Genomic DNA, 19,384 nt, shown 5'->3' on the forward strand with positions numbered 1-19,384 from the left:
CGGCCCACCAGCCCTTTGACCAGTCAGTCGTTGGCACGAGCAATGCCAGCCATTGATCATTCGGTTTAAGTTCATTTTTTAGTATGTTATGCTGACGTAATTAAGCATTTCAGGGTGGAAGGCAGCAAGTCCATATGCCTGAGATGAAACGACCGCCGGTCTCGTACAGAGTAGATAGCAATCAACAGCTTAATTCTGAGCGCCTTTACGAGCGAGGGTAAGGCGGCCCGGCTCGGTCATCGCTGGAGACGGGCCATGCGTATGAAAGCCTGGCGAAACTTCATACCTAGGGGCAATATTGCCTCGCCTCTTCGACCCCAAGGTTTTAGCAACACCTACGACGCGGACGCAGCGCGCGGTCGAACGACCTGGATCAACACACACCGTGCGCGTGCGGATAAGGTCATCGCTATTGGCCGTATCATGTCAGTGATCGCAAGCCTTTCCATAGCCTGGCTCGATGCGATGCATCAGCCGCGTCCTCCCCAGTTTGTGCTTCCATTTCTGTCGATCTACCTCTCATACGCGATCCTCTGCGCGATCCACGTTTGGAGAAGCAAGATTTCGCGTGTTAGCGGCACCCTGATACGCCATGTGGTGGATGTCGTTACCTTTGTTGTTTTCATGCTACTAACTGGCGGCGCTTCCAGTCCATTCTTCATATTTATGCCCTTCGTTCTCCTGAGTGCAACGCTGCATTGGCGTTGGCGAGGTGCGTTTTGGACCGCACTCGTCTGCATGGCAGTTCCTGTTTGCCTGGTAGCGTTCGGAACCGCTGCTGACGTGACGACGGATGTCTCACACATCCTATTCGTGACTGTCGCCGGCGTTCTACTGGTCTGGCTCGGGGCTCACCAGGAAGTGGTTCGCGCGGAGATGCTGCGCCTGGTGGAGAAAACTCCTGCGACACCCGAAGGGCCTGAGTGGCCCGCTGGTGCCGCTCTTGAATACGCAGCGCACGTGATGCGCTCGCCCCGCGCGCTCCTGATTTGGAGCGACCCGGACGAGCCATGGACCTATGTAGCAGTTCGCGAGAATGGCGCTTGCAGTGTCACGCAATTGCCGCCGGACGCCTATTGGCCATGGGTTGCCGAACCATTGCAGCGCGCCAGCCTTCTAATCGCAGACGCCAGCCATTCTCAAATCCTCATCCACCGGGGTGAGGGATATTTCGACGAATGGGCTGACGCAGTGTCTCCCGTTTCTCATGCTCTCGCTGGCGATTTTTCGATAGCCTCTGCCGTCTCGGCGCCATTTCGAGTAGGTGATCTTGAGGCACGCATCTTTCTCTTGGATCCACCGACACTTTCGCTTGACGACGTGGCCATTGCAGAGGTCATCGCCGACAGGATCAAAGCATTGTTCGAGCAGGCCATCTTGATGCGCAGGCTTAGCGATGCAGCGGCTGTTGAGGAGCGTATCAAGATTGGTCGCGATCTTCACGACGGAGTGCTTCAAGCTCTGGCCGGAACGGCGTTGCAACTCCAGTCCCTGCGTTCGTTCACTCTCGGGGAGGATCAACAGATCGACGGGCGTGTGACCGCGATCCAAGCCATGCTTGCCGATGAGCAGCGCGAACTTCGCTCTTTCATCCGCGCGCTCGAACCAGGCCAAGGATACCGCAACTTCGCCGAATCTCATTTAGCACTGCAATTCGAGGCACTGGCTCGGCGTTTGCGCAAGCAATGGTCGATTGATATTCGTTTCGCTCTAAACCCTACAGATCTTCGTCTTCCCGCCACGATGGTCTACGAGCTCATACGCATGGCTTCCGAAGCGACTGCCAATGCGGTGCGTCACGGTGGCGCGCGAACACTTGAAATCACCTTGCGGCTTGATGCCGGTACGATCTTGCTGACGGTGGATGATGATGGATCAGGCTTCGGCTTTGAACGACGGTTTGATCATGCGGAGCTGAAGAATACCAAGACCGGACCTCGCAGCCTTCGCGAACGCGCCGCAGCGCGTGGTGGAGAGCTTTCGATCGACAGGGTCGCGCAATGGACACGTATATTGATCAGATTGCCGGTGCACCAATGAGCCTGCGCGTTGTCATTGTCGATGATCACCTGATTGTTCTGGACGGATTGCGCCGCATGATCGAGACCGAGGAAAATTCGTGGGTGGTCGCGACATGTCGCACTGCGTTCGACGCAATTGAGGCGATCGATCGGGAACAGGTTGATCTCGTCGTCGTAGATCTGCGAATGCCCGGAATGAGCGGACTCGAGTTCATTCATTACATCCGCACCCGTAGGCCGGACCTGCCAATTGTCGTCCTTACCGCGGATATCAGCGACGACGATCTTGCCATGGCAATGCAATATCGCGTGAATGGCATTGTACTGAAGGAACAGGCACCGTCCATATTTCTTAACTGTCTGCGGACCGTTGCCACCGGCGGCACATATTTTACGGACAGAAACCTGGTCTGTGCGCTGGACAGGCTCCGCGAACGCGACTTCCAATACAACTCCCTACTGCAAGCATTGACACCGCGTGAAGTTGAGGTTTCGCGTCTTGCTGCCGATGGATTGCGTAGCAGGGCGATAGGGGACGAGCTTGGGATTTCTCCCGGCACAGTCAAACTGCATCTGCACAGCATCTATGGCAAACTTGGTATTTCAACGCGCGTGGAGCTCGCAAACCTAGCGAAACGGCAATGGTTGACGAATGAGACCCGATTTTAGGAGACGTGAAGCGCGAGGTTTGCATGAAGCGACCCTTGAAGCGCAAAGGCGAGAAAGCAGAAACGTTGTGATCAAGCGAAACCTTGGCATCTTAATCTGTGTGCTCATTGCAGTTTATCTTCTAGTGAGCCCCGCATATGCGCTTCTAAATTTCCGGGATTTTGCCTCGGATGTTCCGCATTTCATTCGCTACGTTGGCATCCCCGGGCTGCTCGGGATCGCCTTCCTTGCGATAGGCTTGTTGGCGAAACCGCCTTTTGCAACGGCGGTTGGCGTTTACGCACTGAGCGTACTCGCGGCCCTTTTCGCATTTGAGGCGTATCTCGCCTTCCAATCGATCTCGGTGCGACTGGCTATGCTGGGTCAACTCAACCCTGCGCAGGCTGAAACAGTTGAGCAGGACAAGAACATCGTTCGCGGCTTCGCGCTAGGTAGTCTGAACCGTTTTTTGCAAACACAAAAGCTATCGACAGCACTTTTGTCGGGCTTCCCAAATACCAGCGTCGTCCTGTGCACACCTGACAATCAAATCATAAGGTACACTGCGGACCGCTATGGCTTCAACAATCCGGACGATGTTTACGACAAACCATTGGACCTGATGCTTTTGGGTGATTCCTTCGTCGAAGGATTCTGCCTGCCGCCAGGCCAGGATCTAGCGTCGCGTCTAAGGGCCAGCGGTTTTTCTACGGCAGGCGCGGGAATTCGTGGCAATGGCCCTTTGCTCGAACTCGCGACGCTGGGCCGCTTTGGGCCACTCTTTCGACCACGCCACGTGGCGATGGTTTTCTTCGAGGGCAACGACTGGGAGAATTTCGAGAACGAGCTCAGCAAACCTTGGCTGCGCGATGCGCTTTCGCCAACCGCCCACTTTGGAACACAGACAACCGCGCAGCCGGCGTCGCTTCAGGCCAGAGTCATATTGAACCGGAACAACAGCAAGCCCATCAACTACATTGATATACTGACAAGAACAGCGATGCTTCGAAACTTCCTGGCCCTGCAGCAAACTTTTACGCGGCTCGGATTGATTTACCCGAAGGCTGTTCGTGAAATGCCGGAATTCAGGGAGGCCTTGCACCGAGCTAAAACAATAACCGCCGCATGGGGCGGCAGATTCGCCCTTGTATATGTGCCGCGGGTCGACCGCTTCGTCGGCCCATTTTCTACAGACCGCGTATACGATCAGCTCCGCACAATCGTGACCGATGCCGCGGCGGCCGAAGGAATCGAGGTCATTGATCTCCGCCAAGCGCTAGAGGGCCAACCCGACCCGGCGCGCATGTATGCCCCGGACAGCCATTTCAGTCGCGAGGGGGCAGCCTTTGCCGCTGATGTCATCAGCCGACGTTTGGAAACCGTCGATAGGTCGTCCACGATGGTAACGAATATGAGGTGACTGCGCGATACTGCGAGAAGCAATGTGCGCGACGTCTATATCCATTGGCATATTGACCGAGACTTTGCGCACCTGTTGAATCCCCGCTAGACGTATGAAATCATAATCGAGCTACGCCCGTTACCGTCTTCTGTTCCGTACTTTCTGGGCAAAAAACAGTGAGCGAATCGCACGAGCAATTATTCGAGGATATTCCGGAAGGGCCATCGAATCGTAATTTCGGTTACACGGTGGGCGGTATTCTCCTTTGTCTTGTTACGGCGAGATGGATAATCACCGGAACAATGACACCGGTCATGTTGGGCTTTGCGAGCGTGGGCGGCCTTCTGGTCTTGCTGGCTCTTATTTACCCGGCCTCTCTCACAATCCCCAATGAGATTTGGAGCAAGCTCGGCCTGCTCCTGTTCAAGGTCGTCAATCCCGTCGTGATGCTCTTCATATATGTGACGACGTTCGTGCCCATCGGGTTGCTCCTGAGACTGCGAGGTCACGATCCTCTCGCACCGAGGTTTGACCGGACGGCAGTCACCTATTGGGTCAACCATCCGTTAGAAGAGGCCGAGCCGTCCACGATGCGAAATCAGTTCTGACGACGCGGTTTTTTACTGTGATCGAACGTCGATGAAGGACCGAAAACATGGAAATGGTACGCGAGCTTTTCCACTATATGAGCGTCCGCAAGAAGTTTTGGCTGCTGCCCGTCTTTATCATGGTCGCCGTCTTTGGAGCTCTCTTGGTCCTGACCCAGGGCACCGCGGTTGCTCCCTTTATCTACACACTGTTCTGACGCGGAGAGGGTGAGTGCGAGTTCTTGGAATCTCGGCCTTCTATCATGACAGTGCGGCGGCCCTAGTCGAGGACGGACGTATTGTCGCTGCAGCACAGGAAGAGCGCTTCACCCGCAGGAAGCACGATGCGGCCTTTCCAATGAGGGCGGTTGAGTACTGCCTGGCCGAGGCAGGCTGCGGCATGAGCGAAATCGACCACGTCGTCTTTTATGAAAAGCCATTCTTGAAGTTCGAGCGATTGCTTGAAACTTATCTCACAACGATCCCAAGAGGCTTTCGCTCGTTCAAGACCGCGATGCCGATATGGATCAAGGAAAAATTGTTTCAAAAGAAAATTCTGCGGCAGAAGTTGGGAAAACTGGCTGGCTCGAAAGAGTGGACAGGCTCGCTCCTGTTCACCGAGCACCATATGGCGCATGCAGCCAGCTCTTACTTTCCGTCTCCTTTTTCGAATGCGGCCGTGTTGACAATGGACGGCGTGGGCGAATGGTGCACCACATCAATAGGGCAGGGTACCGACGATCGCCTCACCATTTTCAAGGAGATACACTTCCCCCATTCTCTGGGCCTACTCTATTCCGCTTTCACCTATTACACGGGATTCAAGGTAAACTCGGGCGAATACAAACTTATGGGCTTAGCACCTTACGGGCAGCCGCGTTTTGCCCAAACTATTCTAGATCATCTGATCGATTTGAAAGAGGACGGCTCGTTTCGCCTCGATCAACAGTATTTCGACTACTGCACTGGTCTTACAATGACTTCTCCGGCCTTCCATCGTCTCTTTGGAGGCGAACCACGAAAACCGGAATCCGCCTTAACCCAGCGCGAAATGGACCTGGCTGCGTCCATCCAAGCAGTGACCGAAGAGGTGGTCCTGAGGCTCGCACGCTTTGCACAACTTGAAACGGGCGAAAGAAACCTGTGCCTTGCCGGTGGTGTCGCGCTGAATTGCGTCGCAAACGGTAAGCTCCTTAAGGCAGGCATATTCGAGAATATCTGGATCCAGCCGGCAGCCGGCGACGCCGGAGGTGCTCTTGGCGCGGCTCTTACTGTTTGGCACGGCTTCCTCCGCAATGGTCGGAAGGTCAATGGTCGCGATAGCATGGAGGGCGCATATCTTGGGCCCGCCTACGGCCAAAAAGAGATCGAACAGCGCCTTACTACCGCCGGAGCCGTCTACGGCGTTCTTTCGGACAGCGAGGTTACCGAGAGCACCGTCGATGCTCTCGTTGAAGAGAAGGCTGTGGGGTGGATGCAAGGCCGCATGGAATTCGGGCCGCGAGCGCTCGGGGCGCGATCCATATTGGGCGATCCGCGGTCGCCTACCATGCAGAGAACGCTGAATCTCAAGGTTAAATATCGCGAGAGCTTTCGCCCCTTCGCGCCCTCCGTCAGGCGCGAGGATGTATCGGACTGGTTCGATATCGATGTTGACAGTCCCTACATGTTGCTTGTTGGCGACGTATTGGAAAGTCGAAGACATCAACCGAACACTGATGAGCAGGAATTATTCGGCATCGACCGCCTGAACGTCTCACGATCGGAGATCCCGGCTGTTACTCACGTCGATTATTCGGCCCGAGTGCAGACCGTGCATAGAGAGACAAATCCCCGTTACTGGGAGTTGCTGACTGCCTTTAAGGCGCGTACCGGCTGCCCGGTTCTAGTCAATACGAGCTTCAATGTGCGTGGCGAACCGATCGTCTGTACTCCAGAAGACGCGTTCCACTGCTTCATGGGCACCGAGATAGAACGGCTTGTCGTTGGAAACTGCGTCCTTCGAAAGGAAGATCAGCCCGACCGCCTCAAGCAGGACTACAAGGAGCACTTTGAACTAGACTAACACCTTGCTTCACGTTGCCGCGTTGAAACAGGCATAAGGCCTTCGGATGAAATAGGGCCGCGCGCCCGTCTTCGCTTCTGCGGCACTGGTAGAGAATTCCATGGCTAGGATGCCCAGCGGCGCTTTTTAGGAGAGCCTTGTTCAAGCTGGCCGGAGCGGGTATCTTCCCTATGCCCGATGGTGCCGCCAGAACTGAGCCAGGCTTGTTTCGAGCCTGTTTTCTTTTCGCCTTTTAATTTGACGTCGAAAATTAAGAACGCGCCGATCATCCCCAGCCGCGCAAAACCGACAGTAGCACTGTGCGATTGTGAGGAAGCATGCGACTTGCGCTAGTTGAAGCAGGCCTCGGCGCCGGAGGAACTGAACGGGTCGTCAGCCTTATCGTGAAAGACCGCCACGCGCGCGGCGATGAAGTGCATGTCTTCGCCTTCAGCTCCGATGAGGATGACATTTACTTTTCCTTGCCCAGCGGCGTGATTGTCCACCGATTGCCGGACGCCCGAGAGGGTCCGTTTTCAAAGAGCTCTATCAAAACCGTGAAACGAATTTTGCGGCTGCGCGCAGAACTTCGAAAGCTTCGCCCAGACGTCGTGCTGTCCTTTCTGACGAAGGTCAACATTGTCTCCCTGCTTTCCACGCGCGGACTAGGCATTCCAGTGCTCGTTTCAGAACGCAACAATCCCGATGCTCAACCCAAGCATTTCCTCTGGAACGTGATCGAACCCTTGGTTCTGAGGCGAGCCCACCGCTTGATCATGCAAACAGAGGCCATCTCCAAAACTCTGCCCACATCACTGAGGGCAAAGGCGGTCGTCATCGGCAATCCTTGTGAGCGAAGCCGCGTCCTTGAACCTACCCGTAGAGCTTTACGTGTCGTGGCAGTTGGGCGGCTTGTGGATCAGAAGGGCTTTGATACGCTTATTGAAGCGTTTGCCAAAGTATGTGCGGAGGTTCCCGAATGGTGCCTGACGATTTACGGCGAAGGTCCGGACCGGCATCAATTGCAAGAGAGGATCCGGGCTCGGCATGTGCAGGACAGAATCTCGCTCGCCGGGGTGACGGCAAAGGCCGGCTCCTGGATTGATGACGCGGCCCTATTCGTCCTCAGTTCGCGTTATGAAGGATTTCCCAACGTTTTGATGGAGGCCATGGCGGCGGGGCTGGCGGTTATTTCCACTCGGTGCGACTTTGGTCCGGCGGAGATCATTGAGGACGGGGTGTCAGGTCTTCTCGTTCCCGTCGACGACGTCGACAGTTTAGCGGCCGCGTTGAAGCTCTTGATGCTGGACGACAGCTTGCGCGGAAGCTTTGCCGAAGCCGGCTATCAAACCGTCCTCCGCTTTTCGACCGAAACCATCATGGCAAAATGGGATTCCTGCATCAGGCAGGTGACTGCAGCCAACCGGCGGAGCCAAAGGCGCCCGCTGAGAAGGGGGCGAGATGAACTTCGATCGGGTGAATGACAGCGGAGGAACCGCACCCGCGGACGCAAATTTCGCCGACATACTTATCCATATCGGCTATCACAAGACCGGATCGACCTACCTGCAGGACCATTGCTTCCAGCCCATCAATGGCTACTCCAGCAACATAGGCGGGTCGAGAACGCGCATTGTGAAAGACATCGCATTCCCCGACAATTTCGTCTTCGACCCCTTTATGTGCCGAAGCCTTTACTTACCCTATATAGGGACCGCGCGCGACAATCGCCTGCGCTTCGTCCTTAGCCACGAACGGCTCTCCGGATATCCGCCAAGCGGCGGTTATGATCGCATGCTGATTGCGGACCGGCTCGTGCGTACGTTCCCCGCGGCAAGAATTCTGATCGTGGTGCGAGAGCAGGTATCGCTGATCAGATCAATATATAGCCAGTACATTACCGACGGCGGGGATCTCTCGCTCCACCGGTTTCTTGAGACGCCTGAACCACAATTAGGACGCATGCCTGGGTTCCGTCTCGAAGTCTACGAGTTCGACCGACTGATCCGGCACTACCAGGAGCTCTTTGACCGCGTCCTGGTGCTACCTTTCGAGATGATGGTCCGGGACTTGGAAGGCTTCGTGGAGCAAATCAGCCAGTTCATGGAGATGCCGCCTCCCGCCTCGATCGCAAAGGTCGTCACCAACAGCAGGCGTCCAGTTACGATGCAGGTCGTTCAGCGCTTTGCAAACCGTCTCATGAGCAACAACGAGCTCAGCCGCGGCGGGATAGTTCAAATCCCCCGCTTCGCGCGGCGTTTCGCACGACTGAAGCCGGTCTTCGAACGCCTAACTCCGCAATCATTTGACGAGCGGTTAAACAGGAAAATTGACCGAAACATACGCGCATTCGTTGCCGGCCATTATCGTGATAGCAACTGCCGCGTTATGGAGCTAACCGGCTTGGATCTTGAAAAATTCGGCTATGCGGTCTGAATACCGTTTGCGACCCAACATTGAATGCCGCCCCTAAATACATGAGTTGGACGGGCGGCTCTTCTACTGGCCCTGGCGCATGGCACGATGCTCATCCTGCGTCTGGCTGCGTATCTCGTCCTCGATGCGATAAAGTTCGGCGATGCGATTCAGTACCTCGCTGGCGATCGCTGCAGAACCGGCAGCCGCCAGCTCGTAAAAGCGCCGGCGGACATAATTCGGGTGCGCAATGCGCACACACGCACCGCATCCAGTGTTCATGGAAAAATTCGTGAAATCCTCGCACGCGGCGAAAGCGAGTTCGAGGGCGGCTGGTGCCTTTCGATGACTTGAGTTAAAACCATTATCGTTCGTCCAGCCTTCTTGTCCCGACGAACCGATGTGGAGCCCTAGCAGGAGATTTCACATGACAGACGCAGCGAAGGCGGTTTCGAGTTCGAATTGTTTGTTGTTTCGCCTGCCTTCCTTTTGGTGGGGCAGCGCAGTCGCTTGCGCTTGCCTGGCGCTGATGTCGGCGCCGGGACTGTCCCTGGCACAGGAACAGCCGGCATTCCCGGGTGCTGAGGGCTACGGAAAGATGGCATCGGGAGGAAGGGGCGGGGCGATCATCCCGGTCACCAACCTCAACGACGCTGGCCCCGGCAGCCTGCGCGCCTGCATCGATCTCAGCGGCCCGCGCAATTGCGTTTTCAAGGTTGGCGGAATCATTAAGCTCAAAAGTTCATTGGTGGTGCGGGACCAGAACGCCAATCTGTCCATTCTCGGCCAGACGGCGCCGGGTGGCGGCATCCTGCTGACCATCGACCAGACAAACAGCGAGGGGCTACACACGCCCTTCGTCGTCAACGGATCGGTCAACGTCATCGTTCGCCATATTCGGATGCGGCCGCAGTTTGCCAATTCGATACCGAATGTCGATGGCGTGACGATCGAAAACAGTCGGCTGGTTTATGTCGATCACGTGTCGACGTCCTGGGCAACGGATGAGAACTTCAACGCCTATGCCACCACGACGGATCTGACCGTTGCCAACTCCCTGTTTGCCGAAGGCCTGAACAAGCACAGCAAATGCGCGCTTCTCGGCTCAGATCCGCGGGGGCCACAAAACATCAGCTTCTGGAAAAATGCTTGTGTTTCCAATAGAGACAGGAACCCGGACAATAACCACTATGGCGGCTCGTGCATCGAGATCGTCAACAATCTCTTCTTTAACGCAGCGTCCGAGTGGGGCGAAATATTCTCGCAATTTCCCGGGGGAACGCCGATTTCCTTTGTCGGTAACTATTTCAAGGCAGGCCCGAGTACCAACGAAGTCACCTATGCGATGAACTGGAACGACACGGCCAGTGTCGACAACCCGAAGCTCTACCAAAGCGGCAATGTTACCTGGAGTTTTGGAAAAAAATCGATCGTCGCGATCGCGCCCGACACGCTCGGCTTCGTCGTCGACAAGCCGCCTTGTCCGTTGGCGATTGCCAATCCCGAGCCGGCCGAGGCGGTCTATGCCTCCGTCACGGCGACCGCGGGCGCCTTCCCGCGTGATGGCGTCGACACACGGGTGATCGCCGAAATCGGGCCCATCGGGCAGAAGGGCGGCGGCAAGATGGTCAGCGCGCCGGGTGCCCTGCCGGAAATTGCCAATGGCGAGCCTTACCTCGATTCCGATGTTGACGGCATGGCCGACGCGATCGAGCCGCAGTTTGGTGCCGCAGCGGTCAGCAACGACGCTTGGGTCGACGGCGACGGCAACGGGTGGTCGAACTTCGACGACTTCATGCAGTGGCTTTCTGAAGAGCGCATCGCCGGGCGCTATCCCACAGACTGAAGATGTTCGGCTAGACGCGCCGACGATAAGCCACATACATCATCGCCAGCCACAAGACTGCCATGACGATATGGGCAACATTGGCGCCCATGGCGCCAATCTGCGGAATGAAGATCAACGCCGTCACGTAAAAGCCCACGACCGAAATCAACACACTGGTGAGGACCCGGTGTTCCTCTCCTATCGCCAGCAGTGCTGAGCGGAAGACGGCGCCGACGAGGGTTAGTGTCACGGCAATCGACTGGACGATCACCAGTGGCGCAGCGCCGACGAATTGCGGTCCGGCTGTCCATTTCAGCAGCGGCTCGATCGAGACGTAGAATGCACCAATCATCGCGACGCCGAATGCGAGGAGCAGCCACTGTGTCTGGGATACGGCGCGACGGAATTCGGCGCTGGCGCCCGAGGCCCATGCGCGAGCGAGTTCGGGATAGAGCACCGTCTGGACCTGGCTGCCTGCCTGTTGCGCCAGGCGACCGACGCGCTTGGCGATGTGAAACAGCCCTGCTGAAGCCGGGTCAGCGAGGTAGCCGACCAGCAGTGTGTCAAGTTCGTTGGCGCTTGCGCGAATGGTCAGCGAGACATTCGCCGAGATCGCGAATTTCCATAGGCCGGGGAATCGGGTCCGAAGTTGTGCCATCGACGCCGACGCCAGCCCGTGAAGCAAGCCTTCGCGCTTGAGGGCAACCAGGGAAAATGCAACGAGCGAGATGGCGCTCAGGATCTGCGCCGCCATCCAGATCAATGCGAATTCGAACAGCCCAGCCCCGGTGATGTAGCCGAGAAAACAGAGGATGACGCGCAAGAGGCTCGAAATCACCTGGCCGTAGGCGAGGGAGGTGAACCTGCCGAAAAGCCTGAGGACCGCGGTCGGCATGCCCGAAAGCTGAAAAGGCAAGACGAAGCAGTAAACGAGTACCAGTCCTTTCACCGGCTCCGAGAGGCCGAAGAAGGGTGCGGCGAGAAGAACCAGCAGGATTGCGATCAGGCAACCGGCGATCGCGGCCGCGACATCCAGCAGGAGCCCGAACTTAAGGATGACGCGCAGATCGTCGTTACGCCCGGCCTCTTTGGCCTCGCTCCCAAACTTAATGAGCGGCTGCCAGGACTGAAAGCTGACAAGCCGCTCAACGGCCCTGATGAAGGCGAAGCACAGCGCCAGGATGCCGTAGTCGGTCGGACCGAGTGCGCGCGCGGTCAAGGCAAAACCGGCGAGCCCGATGATCGAGCCCAAGAAATTGCCGGCCATCAGATGAGCGACCGCCTGCAGCCTCTCCTTCAGGCTCTTTTCCCGCCTCGCGATGTCGCCGAACGCCTTCATGGCGCGTCGTAGTTTCTTGCGGATCGTCACGCACGCGTTCCAGAAGAACATGCCGGGAGCGCCGGCGAGAAAAAGGACAGTCTCGGTAACTCTTTAGGGGTAATCCATCAGGGTAATAAAAATCGCAATTACTCTCCCACGCGGGATATGTATTATAATGTGACCGCATCTTTTGATTTTCAACCAAAATCCTTTGACGCTTCGACGAATGGCAGAATATAGTCTCCGGCAATACGATATCCGAGCGTTGTCTTTTCTTTTGAGAGGCGCAATCGCATGACCGGAATCATGAGTTCATTCGACAACCGGAGCCTTGCGAGAAGGATATCCAAATATCTTCTCGCAGCGATCCTGTGTTTTCTGCTTAGTGTGACGGCGGGGGGAGGGCTTTCCGCGGACTATCGGCTGTCCACCGGCGATATCCTCACCTTCGACTTCCTGGACGACGCCGAGCTTCCCGTGACGGTAACGATTTCGAGCGACGGCGATGCCCAATTCCCTTTGATCGGATCCGTCAAGATCGATGGGTTGACGGTGACGGCGGCCTTGGAAAAATTGCGCTCCGAGTACCGTTCCCGGGAAATCCTGATTGATCCTAAGCTTTCGCTCAACATCTCCACGTTTCGTCCGATCTTCATTCTCGGCGAAGTGCGAACCCCCGGTTCTTTCCCCTTCTACAGCGGCCTGACGGTAGAGCAGGCCGTGGGTCTCGCTGGAGGCACCCAGATCGCATCCGTCAATCCATCCGACCGGATCGTGGCGCGTGCAAGGCTTCGCGGTGAGATTGAGGGAGCTGACGCGCAGATCGTCTATGAGGCGATTTACGCTGCCCGCCTGGTTGCGCAGCTGAACAACAGCGCGAAGATCGACCTGAAGGACGTGCCGGAAGTCGCCAAGGAATTCCTCACCGACCTACCTCTCAAAGGGGTTATCGAGGTGGAGGAAAAGATCCTGAGTGCCGATCTCGCCGCCAACAAGTCGCAGACGGCCATTTTGTCGGAAGGAATTACCCAGGGGCAAGGCGCGATCGACATCCTCGATCAGCTGGTGGTTCAACAAAAGGAAGTGGTCGACATCAACGAAAAGGACCTGGCGCGGGTGAGCTCGCTACGCAAGCGTGAACTCAACACCGAAAGCGACCTTTCACGGGCCAAGAACAACGCATCGAATGAAAAGTCCCAGTTGCTGGAGACCTTCGCGACGCTTGCCCGTTCACGGCGGGAGCTGAGCGAAATGAAGCTGCAGTTCGCCAAGCTCGGGGCGGATCGCGAGAAGGAAATTCTCATGCAGCTGCAGGAGCGCGACGTGGAGATCAAGAAACTGATCGCGAGCAGGCACGCTGCCCAGGAGCAAATTCTGCTGATGGCAGCGGCGAGCGCGGATGAAGCGAACAAATCCAAGATCAGTTACACCTACGAGATCCGCCGCAACCCCGTCGGCGGCAAGCCGGCGAGCATTGAGGCTTCCCCTTTAACGGAAATGCTGCCCGGCGACGTCTTGGTGGTGGCAATAACGGGCATGTAAGCAAGCACGGTCAAGGCGGCGCTGCCGACCGAACAGACACCTGACGGAGAGCGGATTGAGACGGAATGGCCGACATGCACTCGATATGGGCCCTATAGCTGTACCAGCTGAAAATGGCCGGATAGACAGCGTTCTCATCGCCGGCGTGTTGCTTGTCCTCTGCCTGCCGTTGATGCTGTTGGCGGCCGCGATTGTGTTCGCCACACTCGGTTGGCCACTCATCTTTCGACAATTGCGTGCCGGTCTCGGAGCCAAGCCATTTTCCATCGTCAAGTTTCGTACCATGCGCGAAGGTCGCGATGCGAACGGACACCTATTGCCCGACCATCTGCGCGCGACGAGGCTGACATGGTTTCTGCGACGCACGCGCCTCGACGAATTGCCGCAGTTCCTCTCCGTTGCGCGGGGTGAGATGGCCTTCGTCGGACCGCGCCCGCTGGGTCCCACAACCATCGCGGAATTCGGTGAGCTCGGCCGGGTCCGTTGCCGGGTACTGCCCGGCATCACCGGATGGGCGCAGGTCAACGGCAATACGCTCCTGTCGAACGAGGAGAAACTGGCGCTCGACATCTGGTATGTCGACCATGCTGATCGATGGCTCGACACGCGCATCCTCGTCATGACCGTACTCACCCTGCTCGCCGGCGAGAAGCGGAACGACAGGCATCTGGCAGAGGCACGGCGTCATATCGCCGAACGATACGGCGCCGCTGCGCCTTTCGCACCACTAGGAGAAAGCCATCGATGAGCAAGCGCGCCAAGGCAAAGAAGGGTCCCGCGTTGCCTGTTCCGCTCTCGTTTGGCCGAACCCTGGTGATCGCCCCGCACCCGGATGACGAGGTGTTGGGGGCGGGCGGAACGATCGCGCGACTGACCGCGGAAGGCGAGCGGGTGTTCGTGGCGATCGTAACCGAGGGGCGGCCTCCCGCCTTCACTTCGGAAAGCATCGCTCTAGTCAGAACGGAGGCCAATCAGGCCCACGCATTGCTAGGCGTGGAGGAAACATTCTGGCTCGGTTTCGAAGCGGCTGGTCTCGACCTGGCCGGGCATTCCGCCGTCAACAGCGCGCTCTCGGATCTCGTTCGTCTCCTATCTCCCGAGACAGTTCTTTTGCCATTTCCCGGCGACATTCATAAGGATCATCAACTGGCGTTCCTTTCGGCGCTGGTGGCAAGTCGACCGCACCAGGAAAGCTTCCCTCATCGCATACTGGCCTACGAAACACTGTCCGAGACTAACTGGAACGCGCCCTATCTGACTCCAGGCTTCACGCCGAACGTCTTCGTCGACATCTCCAGCTATTTCGAAAGAAAACTCGAAGCGGTGCAGTGTTTTGCGTCCCAAATCCGCTCGCCGCCACACGAGCGATCGACGAGAACGCTGTCGGCGCTGGCGCAATTGCGCGGTGCGACGGTGATGAGCGAAGCGGCCGAAGCGTTCGTCCTTGTTCGTTGGATGCTGCCACAGACGCGCTCATGACAAGGTGGATTTCGGGGGAGACAGATGCATCGATGGCCCATCTACGATGAACAGCAGATCGCAGACGTCTGCAACGTGCTGCGAACCGGCGAGGTCAACGCCTGGACCGGACCTCACGTTCGCGCCTTCGAAGCGGCCTATGAACATTATCTGGACATGCGACATGCGATCGCGCTTGCAAACGGAACGGTCGCGCTTGACCTGGCACTTCATGCACTCGACCTGCAGCCCGGCGACGAGGTCGTCGTTACGCCCAGGAGCTTCATAGCTTCCGCATCCTGCGTGGTCATGGCCGGGGGTAGGGCGGTGTTCGCCGATGTCGACGAGGAGAGCCAGAACATCACGGTAGAGACGATCGGCCGCTGCCTGTCGAAAAAGACCAGAGGCATCATAGCGGTTCATCTCGCCGGCTGGCCCTGCGACATGCCGGCAATCATGGCGCTGGCGGCCGAAAACGATCTCTGGGTCGTCGAGGACTGCGCCCAGGCGCACGGAGCCTCCATAGCAGGCCACCCCGTCGGAACGTTCGGCGAGATCGCCGCATTTTCGTTTTGCCAGGACAAGATCATTACGACGGGCGGCGAAGGTGGCCTGATCGCCTTAAACGACGAGGCCATGTGGAAACGCGCCTGGAGCCGCAAGGACCACGGCAAGAGCTACGATGCCGTGTTCAAGACGGAGCATCCCCCGGGGTTCCGCTGGCTGCATGAGACGATCGGCACCAACTGGCGCATGACGTCGATACAGGCAGTGCTCGGGACGGCGCAGCTTGCCACGCTTGCCGACACTCACGATATCCGTGCTGTGAACGCAGCGATCCTTCACGACGCCATCAAGGACCTGTCGGCGCTTCGCACCCCCATGCCGCCGCCGGAGTTCGTCCATGCGTGGTATCGCTTCTACAGTTTCGTGAAGCCAGAAATGCTGCGCGACGGATGGAACCGGGATCGGCTTGTGACGGAGATCAATGGCCGCGGCGTGCCGTGTTTTAGTGGCAGTTGCTCGGAAATCTATCGGGAACAGGCATTCATCAACCTAGGCATGGTGCCGGCGCACCGACTGTCGGTCGCCAGGTCTCTCGGAGAAACAAGCTTGGCCTTTCTGGTGGACCCCAGTTTCGACGCGCAGGCAATGAGGACGATCGCCGACGTTGTCAGGAACGTCGTCGCGGGCGCTACGAAGTGACCGCGTGGTCAGCTGGAGCGCAAGTCGGGGCCTGTATGGACCAGCAGCTCCTTCGCACTTGCCGAGAGCTGCGATCGGCAAGTGCGAGGATACGGTGTAGCTGTTGCTCGGGACAGAATGAACCGAAACCAGGTTCTGCCGGATTTTCGGCGAGGAAACGAGTAACGCGTCCGCCAACGCAGCATGAGAGGTCAGCCGGACACGCTTCGTATGCGCCCGTGACACGCTGCAAAATACTGCTCATCGGCATCCCCTGACGGCGCGCTGAAGCCGTCGCGGCAGCGGTTAAAACATAATATACTGAAACAGCGATCAGGAATGTACCAACCATCATCTATTTGACCGAGGACGTGTGGAACGCGACGGGGAACATCAACGAATGGCAACGAGCCCGTATTGTGGCGCGCACGACCATCCAGACAGGAAAACGACCAGAACCACGATCGTCGTGCCGGCACTCGGCGCCGGCGGTACCGAGCATGTCGTTAGCCTGGTGGCAAATCACTGGTCACGGCAAGGGCATGAGGTAACCATCATTACTTTCGAGGCCCCGACTTCGGAGGCATATTATCCGATCGATCCGCATATCGATATCTGGCGGCTCGGCGGGGCCGGGCGGCCTCGATCGAACCTTCATTCCGGTCTGATGGCGTTTCGCAGGATGCGAAAGCTTACAGCCGCGCTTCGAGCGTCCCGCCCGACCTTCATCCTCAGTTTCCTCACGCGAACAAACGTTCTCACACTGCTCGCGGGCTGGCGGCTTGGTGTGCCGATCATCGTTTCCGAGCGCAACAATCCCGAACTGCAGCCCGTTGGACGCGGCTGGAAGCGATTGCAGCGATGGCTCTACCCGCGCGCCTTCGGCTTGGTCACGATGACGCGCGGGGCGCTCGAAACCTTTCCACCCATCATGCGCAAGCGTGGCTGGGTCGTTCCTAATGCATCCGATCTGCCGCCGGGTTGGAACAGGAGACGACAGGATAACACGTTGACTGCCGTCGGACGCCTGACCCACCAAAAAGGCTTCGACCTGCTGCTCGAGGCATTCGCCAAAATCGCGCCGGATTTGCCGGAATGGCATTTGCGCATTTGGGGGGAAGGGGAGGAGCGGGCAAACCTTGAGGCGCAAAGGAACCGGCTTGGTCTTGCCGACCGGGTGAGCATGCCTGGCGTCACGAAGCGGCCAGGAGAATGGGTGGAGACGGCCGACGTGTTCGTGCTCTCGTCTCGCTATGAGGGATGGGGGATCGTGCTGCTGGAGGCGATGGCCGCCGGAATTCCCACCGTGTCGTTTCGGTGCCAATGGGGGCCCGAGGAAATGATCCGCGATGGCGAAGATGGAATCCTGGTCGCACGGGAAGATATCGACGCCCTGGCGACGGCCCTTGGAAGGATCCTGCGGGATCCGCTGCTGCGATACCACCTTGGACGCAGCGCGGAACAAAGCGCGCGCCGGTTCACCCAGGAACGGGTTCTGGCGGAGTGGGACGCGGTGGCCGCCGCGGCACGTGTGGTGGTCTAACGCCGCCAAATTCGATCAAAAGTTCAGCCGCAGCAGGATCTCTCCAAAGGAATAGCCGCCCGAAGGCGGCAATGAACTGACTAGCGACAAAACGCTGCAAGCACGGCCGCTTCAAGCCTATTTGGTTCGGCAACGGCCAGTCTTTGCGGCTTCCTTGTCGCCATCGTCATAGGCGATGCCGATCTTTTGTAAGGATGAACTCATAAATGCACCTCATCCAGAAATTGCCACGTCGCGAGCTCGGGCTATACGGCTATCAAGCTCCTCGAGCCGGCGAACAAAACCGAGATTGGCCGGCTGAAGTGCCACGGCCTCGGCAAGCATTTCCCGCGCGGTAGCGAGTTTACTGTCGCGGATGTGACGGTTGGCCCGATGATAAAGGAAATTAACGCGCTCCACGGGCGAGAAACCCTCGCCAAAGCGAGCCTGCAACCGGTCGGCGCAAGCGGGATGGCGAGCGATTGCCGAGACCGCGATTTGGTAGGGCCTCATGGGTGCGGCGACACGAACCACGCGGGCAAGTTCCCGTAGGCCCGTGACGTTGTCCGCTCGGCAAGCGTCGATGAGCGAAAGAGCCCGCGCTGTTCCAATGAAGGCACGGACGGTGCCATGTCCGGTCATATGGACCGGAACGAGCCGCGTCTCTGCTTGGAGCGCCGCGATCTGCTCCGCGTGCCGGCGATCGACCGAATGGAACGGATCGAAAAAGACATAGCCCCGGCCGGCCGCTTGGTCGGGGGCGATCCCCATATTGGTGTGGAGCTTGGGCGAGAAATGTCGCGTGAACCGGCGATCGAACGGTACTGCATTCGGGTCAATCGAGGCTTGCGGGCAGAAGGCGATGGCGACGGTCGCATCGAAGCGCCGACGATAACGCAGCGCCGCATAGCCGCCCTGTGAATGACCGTAGAGGACACGCTCCGGCGCGGCACGCAAAATGGGTTGCGCCGCGTCGACCGCCTTAACGATGCTCGCTGCCGGAAACCAATTAGGCCGCCGGCTGATGAAGCCGAGCGCGGCAATGTCGGCTTTTTCGCAAAACCGTTGCGCCCAGAACCGACTGCCGTTGGCCTGCATGTCCATCTCATTAAAGGTGACAAGAAGATAAGGCGATGATCCCGCGCGGTGAAGTACTTCAATATTCTCGTCGGAATAGATGAGCATGCAGTCAATCCCTAAGTTGGACGCAGTATACTTCTAATTTTGAAACACTTTTTCTTGTCGGGCGCGCCATAGAATATTTGAACTCTTTGAAAACTCAATCCACGGGGCTTCATGCGCTCGATAAATCGGACCGATCAAAAAAGAGGCACCAAAACAGCGGTACACCGGAGTTACGCGGCTGCCGTGGACATATGCAAGGCAACAGGAACCCCAAACCGCCGTCTCA

General features: G+C 57.7%; 17 protein-coding genes and 1 pseudogene. 14 read left to right on the plus strand and 4 right to left on the minus strand.

Going from position 1 to position 19,384, the window contains the following annotated elements; all coding sequences use genetic code 11:
* Positions 1-255 precede the first annotated feature (255 nt).
* The 6 genes from IB264_RS22760 to IB264_RS22785 all read left to right on the plus strand — a co-directional run bounded on the left by IB264_RS22760 (position 256) and on the right by IB264_RS22785 (position 6,723).
* Positions 256-2,040, plus strand: a complete 1,785-nt coding sequence (locus tag IB264_RS22760; protein ID WP_309141667.1) for a sensor histidine kinase — start codon at positions 256-258, stop codon at positions 2,038-2,040.
* Positions 2,001-2,690: a response regulator transcription factor gene (locus tag IB264_RS22765; RefSeq protein WP_246811810.1), complete on the plus strand. Its 690-nt coding sequence runs from the start codon at positions 2,001-2,003 to the stop codon at positions 2,688-2,690. Before IB264_RS22760 ends, IB264_RS22765 begins: the two co-directional genes overlap by 40 nt.
* 67 nt (positions 2,691-2,757) lie before the next feature.
* Positions 2,758-4,089 carry a GDSL-type esterase/lipase family protein gene (locus IB264_RS22770; RefSeq protein WP_084814594.1) on the plus strand — a complete coding sequence of 444 codons (1,332 nt, stop codon included), beginning with the start codon at positions 2,758-2,760 and terminating at the stop codon, positions 4,087-4,089.
* Positions 4,090-4,247: 158 nt separating this feature from the next.
* The gene (locus IB264_RS22775; RefSeq protein WP_084814593.1) at positions 4,248-4,679 is read left to right on the plus strand and encodes a hypothetical protein; all 432 of its coding nucleotides are present in this window, start codon (positions 4,248-4,250) and stop codon (positions 4,677-4,679) included.
* A gap of 47 nt (positions 4,680-4,726) precedes the next feature.
* Positions 4,727-4,876, plus strand: coding sequence for a DUF5989 family protein (locus IB264_RS22780; RefSeq protein ID WP_107027808.1), 150 nt, complete (start codon positions 4,727-4,729; stop codon positions 4,874-4,876).
* Between the two features lie 14 nt (positions 4,877-4,890).
* Entirely contained in the window at positions 4,891-6,723 is a 1,833-nt protein-coding gene (locus IB264_RS22785) for a carbamoyltransferase (protein WP_084814592.1), read from the plus strand.
* A gap of 104 nt (positions 6,724-6,827) precedes the next feature.
* On the opposite strand, the gene IB264_RS22790 is transcribed toward IB264_RS22785, so the two are convergent.
* Positions 6,828-6,992, minus strand: a complete 165-nt coding sequence (locus IB264_RS22790; protein ID WP_158071701.1) for a hypothetical protein — start codon at positions 6,990-6,992, stop codon at positions 6,828-6,830.
* A 48-nt stretch (positions 6,993-7,040) separates the two neighbouring features.
* On the opposite strand from IB264_RS22790, the gene IB264_RS22795 reads away from it, so the two are divergent.
* Positions 7,041-8,186: a glycosyltransferase family 4 protein gene (locus tag IB264_RS22795; RefSeq protein WP_084814591.1), complete on the plus strand. Its 1,146-nt coding sequence runs from the start codon at positions 7,041-7,043 to the stop codon at positions 8,184-8,186.
* Positions 8,164-9,138, plus strand: coding sequence for a sulfotransferase (locus tag IB264_RS22800; RefSeq protein ID WP_192434182.1), 975 nt, complete (start codon positions 8,164-8,166; stop codon positions 9,136-9,138). Before IB264_RS22795 ends, IB264_RS22800 begins: the two co-directional genes overlap by 23 nt.
* 72 nt (positions 9,139-9,210) lie before the next feature.
* Here IB264_RS22800 and IB264_RS22805 read toward each other — a convergent pair.
* Positions 9,211-9,354, minus strand: a pseudogene (locus IB264_RS22805) (transposase); the annotation flags it as partial.
* A 190-nt stretch (positions 9,355-9,544) separates the two neighbouring features.
* On the opposite strand from IB264_RS22805, the gene IB264_RS22810 reads away from it, so the two are divergent.
* Complete coding sequence (locus tag IB264_RS22810; RefSeq protein ID WP_025431338.1) at positions 9,545-10,963, plus strand: polysaccharide lyase family 1 protein; 1,419 nt, start codon at positions 9,545-9,547, stop codon at positions 10,961-10,963.
* Between the two features lie 10 nt (positions 10,964-10,973).
* On the opposite strand, the gene IB264_RS22815 is transcribed toward IB264_RS22810, so the two are convergent.
* Positions 10,974-12,314 carry a lipopolysaccharide biosynthesis protein gene (locus IB264_RS22815; RefSeq protein WP_375154982.1) on the minus strand — a complete coding sequence of 447 codons (1,341 nt, stop codon included), beginning with the start codon at positions 12,312-12,314 and terminating at the stop codon, positions 10,974-10,976.
* 246 nt (positions 12,315-12,560) lie between these two features.
* Between IB264_RS22815 and IB264_RS22820 the strand changes: the two genes are divergently transcribed.
* The 5 genes from IB264_RS22820 to IB264_RS22840 all read left to right on the plus strand — a co-directional run bounded on the left by IB264_RS22820 (position 12,561) and on the right by IB264_RS22840 (position 17,994).
* Positions 12,561-13,808, plus strand: coding sequence for a polysaccharide biosynthesis/export family protein (locus IB264_RS22820; RefSeq protein WP_192434184.1), 1,248 nt, complete (start codon positions 12,561-12,563; stop codon positions 13,806-13,808).
* A 55-nt stretch (positions 13,809-13,863) separates the two neighbouring features.
* Positions 13,864-14,556 carry a sugar transferase gene (locus tag IB264_RS22825; protein WP_246811812.1) on the plus strand — a complete coding sequence of 231 codons (693 nt, stop codon included), beginning with the start codon at positions 13,864-13,866 and terminating at the stop codon, positions 14,554-14,556.
* A complete protein-coding gene (locus tag IB264_RS22830) occupies positions 14,553-15,287 on the plus strand; it encodes a PIG-L deacetylase family protein (protein ID WP_192434186.1) in 735 nt (244 codons plus the stop codon). Before IB264_RS22825 ends, IB264_RS22830 begins: the two co-directional genes overlap by 4 nt.
* Before the next feature lie 24 nt (positions 15,288-15,311).
* Positions 15,312-16,472, plus strand: a complete 1,161-nt coding sequence (locus IB264_RS22835; protein ID WP_084814588.1) for a DegT/DnrJ/EryC1/StrS family aminotransferase — start codon at positions 15,312-15,314, stop codon at positions 16,470-16,472.
* A 379-nt stretch (positions 16,473-16,851) separates the two neighbouring features.
* Complete coding sequence (locus IB264_RS22840; RefSeq protein WP_084814587.1) at positions 16,852-17,994, plus strand: glycosyltransferase family 4 protein; 1,143 nt, start codon at positions 16,852-16,854, stop codon at positions 17,992-17,994.
* A 213-nt stretch (positions 17,995-18,207) separates the two neighbouring features.
* On the opposite strand, the gene IB264_RS22845 is transcribed toward IB264_RS22840, so the two are convergent.
* Entirely contained in the window at positions 18,208-19,158 is a 951-nt protein-coding gene (locus tag IB264_RS22845) for an alpha/beta hydrolase (protein WP_025431344.1), read from the minus strand.
* Between the last annotated feature and the right edge of the window lie 226 nt (positions 19,159-19,384).

This window comes from Ensifer sp. ENS11 (assembly GCF_014851895.1).
GTDB lineage: Bacteria > Pseudomonadota > Alphaproteobacteria > Rhizobiales > Rhizobiaceae > Ensifer > Ensifer canadensis.

What these genes read in the sequence shown, in the direction of transcription:
- IB264_RS22820 (WP_192434184.1), top strand. Translation starts at nt 12,561, where the DNA reads ATGACCGGAATCATGAGTTCATTCGACAACCGGAGCCTTGCGAGAAGG.
- IB264_RS22845 (WP_025431344.1), bottom strand. Translation starts at nt 19,158, where the DNA reads ATGCTCATCTATTCCGACGAGAATATTGAAGTACTTCACCGCGCGGGA.
- IB264_RS22760 (WP_309141667.1), top strand. Translation starts at nt 256, where the DNA reads ATGCGTATGAAAGCCTGGCGAAACTTCATACCTAGGGGCAATATTGCC.
- IB264_RS22790 (WP_158071701.1), bottom strand. Translation starts at nt 6,992, where the DNA reads ATGATCGGCGCGTTCTTAATTTTCGACGTCAAATTAAAAGGCGAAAAG.
- IB264_RS22835 (WP_084814588.1), top strand. Translation starts at nt 15,312, where the DNA reads ATGCATCGATGGCCCATCTACGATGAACAGCAGATCGCAGACGTCTGC.
- IB264_RS22840 (WP_084814587.1), top strand. Translation starts at nt 16,852, where the DNA reads ATGGCAACGAGCCCGTATTGTGGCGCGCACGACCATCCAGACAGGAAA.
- IB264_RS22810 (WP_025431338.1), top strand. Translation starts at nt 9,545, where the DNA reads ATGACAGACGCAGCGAAGGCGGTTTCGAGTTCGAATTGTTTGTTGTTT.
- IB264_RS22800 (WP_192434182.1), top strand. Translation starts at nt 8,164, where the DNA reads ATGAACTTCGATCGGGTGAATGACAGCGGAGGAACCGCACCCGCGGAC.
- IB264_RS22765 (WP_246811810.1), top strand. Translation starts at nt 2,001, where the DNA reads ATGGACACGTATATTGATCAGATTGCCGGTGCACCAATGAGCCTGCGC.
- IB264_RS22830 (WP_192434186.1), top strand. Translation starts at nt 14,553, where the DNA reads ATGAGCAAGCGCGCCAAGGCAAAGAAGGGTCCCGCGTTGCCTGTTCCG.
- IB264_RS22795 (WP_084814591.1), top strand. Translation starts at nt 7,041, where the DNA reads ATGCGACTTGCGCTAGTTGAAGCAGGCCTCGGCGCCGGAGGAACTGAA.
- IB264_RS22780 (WP_107027808.1), top strand. Translation starts at nt 4,727, where the DNA reads ATGGAAATGGTACGCGAGCTTTTCCACTATATGAGCGTCCGCAAGAAG.